The 3613-nt window shown below is 56.4% G+C and carries 3 protein-coding genes; 2 read left to right on the top strand and 1 reads right to left on the bottom strand.

All coding sequences use genetic code 11. The features are described from left to right. Positions 1-139: 139 nt before the first annotated feature. Together ACF8AM_RS05125 and ACF8AM_RS05120 are read left to right on the top strand one after the other, a co-directional pair. Positions 140-952, top strand: coding sequence for an SDR family oxidoreductase (locus tag ACF8AM_RS05125; protein ID WP_392554596.1), 813 nt, complete (start codon positions 140-142; stop codon positions 950-952). Next, a complete protein-coding gene (locus tag ACF8AM_RS05120; protein WP_392554595.1) occupies positions 949-1887 on the top strand; it encodes a sulfite exporter TauE/SafE family protein in 939 nt (312 codons plus the stop codon). The genes ACF8AM_RS05125 and ACF8AM_RS05120 overlap by 4 nt, the downstream gene beginning before the upstream one ends. Here the strand turns inward: ACF8AM_RS05120 and ACF8AM_RS05115 are convergent. Next, positions 1871-3352: a sigma-70 family RNA polymerase sigma factor gene (locus tag ACF8AM_RS05115; protein WP_392554594.1), complete on the bottom strand. Its 1482-nt coding sequence runs from the start codon at positions 3350-3352 to the stop codon at positions 1871-1873. The genes ACF8AM_RS05120 and ACF8AM_RS05115 overlap by 17 nt on opposite strands. Between the last annotated feature and the right edge of the window lie 261 nt (positions 3353-3613).

The raw sequence follows: 3613 nt of genomic DNA, 5'->3' as shown, positions 1-3613 counted from the left end.
CAAAGGCTCGGTCGAGCACGCCATTTCGACCGACGAAGAAGCCTTGCTCTACGTCCGCACGGAAGGCGACTTCGGAATCGTCTCCAAGTAGCTCCAATCGATCGCTCAATCTTTCTCCAAATCAAGACTTGTTGGAATTATGATGGACAAAATACGCAATAAAACCATGTTGATCACCGGAGCCAATCGAGGCATCGGAAGAGTGATCCTTGAGGATGCCATTGAACGAGGTGCAAAGAAGATCTACGCAGCGGTCCGCAACCCCCGAACCGTTTCCCCGCTCATCGAAATGCACGGGGACCGAGTCGTGCCAGTTCGGCTGGATCTTGACGAGCCGAATTCGATTGTCGACGCCGCGGAATTGGCGACGGATGTCGAAATCGTGATCAACAACGCCGGCGTGATGAACATGAAGCATTCGCTGGAGCCCGATGCGATCGAAGCTCTGCAACATGAAATGAACATCAACGTTTATGGTCTGATGCGAGTGGCCCAGGCATTCGCACCGGTCCTCCAGGCAAATGGCGGTGGTGTGCTCGTGCAACTCAATAGTGTCGCATCGGTAAGAGCATCTGCCAACTTCGCGACCTACTGCGCCTCAAAAGCGGCAGCGTACTCCATCACCCAAGGGCTGAAGGATCTGTTGGGGGAACAGGGGACTCGCGTGATCAGCGTTCATCCCGGTCCCACGCAGACGGACATGGGCTGTGCCGCCGGTTTCGGCGATTTCGCATCCTCCCCATCGCTCGTTTCCAATTCCATCTTCGATGCGATCAACGACGGCCAGTTCCACGCGTGGGTTGGTCCGCTCGCTGAATTGGTTCGCCAACCCTACCAGCCGTTTTCTGACAAGGTGATTGAAGGCGACATGAAAGCCCTGCGTGAACGTGCCTTCGAAAACGTCGCAGACGAATCAAGCACCCAGTGTTCAATAGGAAATCTTTCACGATGAACTTCTGTAAAATTTTGTTCGTGTTATTGTCCCTGGCATTCGGTGCTGGGTTGAGTGACATGTCGCTCGCCGCGGCGGATGGCTCAATTGGTCAACCAGCGAGCGATTCTGAATCGGTTGGCGGCGAGATTGGTTTCGACGAAGGCTGGATCGTTGTGATCGGTCTGGTGGCTGCCATCGCCTTTTCAGCAGGCTTTGTTCACAGCGGAATCGGTTTTGGGTTTGGAATTGTCGCGATTGGATTGATGCCCTTGGTCATCGACGCCCGGCACACTCATTTGCTGGTCAGCCTTTGTGCGGTTCCGGTTCAGATGGGGACTGTCTGGGCCTATCGTCGTGGTGTTGTTTGGCGTCCGCTGTTGTTTGCACTGGGAGGGGCTTTGGTCGGGTTGCCGCTGGGGCTCTGGTTGTTCAACTCAATCAATCTGGATTGGCTAACACGTGGCACCGGTGTTGCGCTGCTGATGATGATCGCGTACTCGTTCTACAACCGCGGCGCGGCCCGCAACCGGACGGAGGAAAAGACGGATGTGTTTGACGAAAGAGATGTCGCGGCCTCGGAGGAAAAGGACGATGTTGCGGGGTCGACGACAATCGGGATCGCGTCGGGATTCCTGATGGGCGCCGTCACGATGCCCGGTCCGCCCGTCGTCGCTTTCGCGTTGCAGCAGGACTGGGACCAAGAGCAATTCAAGGCCTTTGTGAATCAGTTCTTGTTGGCCTTGTCCGTTTTCAAGGTGGTCGGACTGCTCGCGACCGCTGACATCTCCCAGCAATCAGCAATCGAGTCTTCGTTGATCATTCCCGCCGCACTTTTTGGAATCGCCGTGGGCAAGCGGTTCAGCACAAGGCTTTCCGCCGGCGGATTCCGGACGTTGGTCGCAGTGGGTTTGGCCGTGGTCGCTGTACTCCTGGTTGTCAAAGGTTCCGGTTGACTGGGACGGCATCATGCGGATGCGATTTCCTCGGCTCATTTCCCTCTGATTCGCTTGAGTGCTTGGAATGGATCGCATTGCGAAGAAGGTTTGTGATTTGGGAGAGCGTTGTTTTTCGATCCGCCGGGGCGGGCGCAAGCGTCGCTTCCATGATTTGGAGGAGAGCGGGCGGCACACCGGTTGGCGGTGGAAAAAATCGTTCTTCCGTTTGGAGTGTTCGCGACAACATTTCCGCCGCCGATGCGCCCGACTGGGGAGGTTGCTTGAACAGATGCCAATGGACCAAACCGCCAATCGCATAGAGATCGGTTTGATAGCTGATCGTACCGAAAGACGGATCGAATTGTTCCGGGGCAGCGAACCCCAGTGTGCCACCGAGAACGGACGTCGGGCCAGAATCCGAGGCTTGTGAGAATCCGAAGTCGGTGATCGTGACCCGGTCGTGCGAGTCAACGAGAACGTTGCTCGGTGTGAGATCGCCATGAACCAGTCCGGCATGATGCACCGCGTCGAGCGTCTCACAGACTTGCATCAACCAGCGGATGAAGTGCGTTGTTGTGACGCCATTCATCGCGTGCAGTGGCCGGCCGTCGATCCATTCACTGATGACGTACGGGCCGCCGTGGGGAGATTCGCCGTGGCCAATGTATCGAATGATGCCGGGATGATTGATCTGCGAGGCGATATTGATTTCGCGAAGGAATGAGTGCCGCGCAGGATCGTTTTGCCAGTACGCTTTTCGCAAGAATTTAACGGCAACGCCGCGCTCATCTGATTGCAGCCGCGCGTGATAGACCTTTCCGAAACCGCCGCTGCCAATCAGCTTGCCCAGCACGAATTCGTTGGAGCCCACGCGAGGCAAGGGAGAGGACGCGTCAACGGGGCTGTTCGCGAACGGCTCATGCGGAGATTTCCCTTTTAGCTTTTGGCGGATCCTCGTCAGACGGCGGCGGACCGTCCGCTCATCAATTCCGAGTGAGTTTGCGATGTCACGCTGCGACCGATCTGCTAGCAGCCCCTCCACAATCGCGAACAGATCGCTGGGGAGTTCTGTGTTCAAGGAGCTGAGAAACCTATCCACGTGCTCGCCCTCTTCGGGCGTCTCTTCGCCAGCGAGTTGTGTTGAGGCCTCTTCCAACGTCACACGGGTCTGATTCCCACCTCGCTTGGCGGCAGTGAGTCTTTCGATGGACCGCGACATTTTCCGGCGAGCGAACGTTGCCAAGAGTCGCCAGAGAGAAACGTTGCTGCTGACCTGCACGCGACTGTGTTTTGCCGCGTCAAAGAAGCTTCCCATCGCCGACTGGACGACTTCGTCCGGATCAATGGAGGAACGGTAGCGACGGTTCAGGCGACTGGCGACCAAGGCCACCAATCGGATCGCGTAGCGGTCGAGCAACACTTCGGCGGCCCGTTCGTTTCCCGATTTCCACTCACGCATCAGCCAACCGTCTGGTCGATCCATGATTGACTCAAAGGTTTTCTGATTTTTTTCGCGACTGCTGTCCGGTTCCAACGTTGGTTTCTCACTTCCCTTGTGGCATAGGCATCCTGCCTGTGATCGACGTTCATGACAGGCTAGAAGCCTATCCCACTGATGGAGACACAAAAATGACGATGGTGGTTACGCAACCTTGCATTGGCTGCAAAGACAAAGCGTGTTTGCCGGTTTGCCCGGTGGAGTGCTTTCACGAGGACGACAGGATGGTCTACATCGATCCCGATG

This window comes from Rhodopirellula sp. JB055, assembly GCF_043100905.1.
Classification (GTDB): domain Bacteria; phylum Planctomycetota; class Planctomycetia; order Pirellulales; family Pirellulaceae; genus Rhodopirellula.
This window is presented reverse-complemented; position numbering and strand designations above follow the sequence as displayed.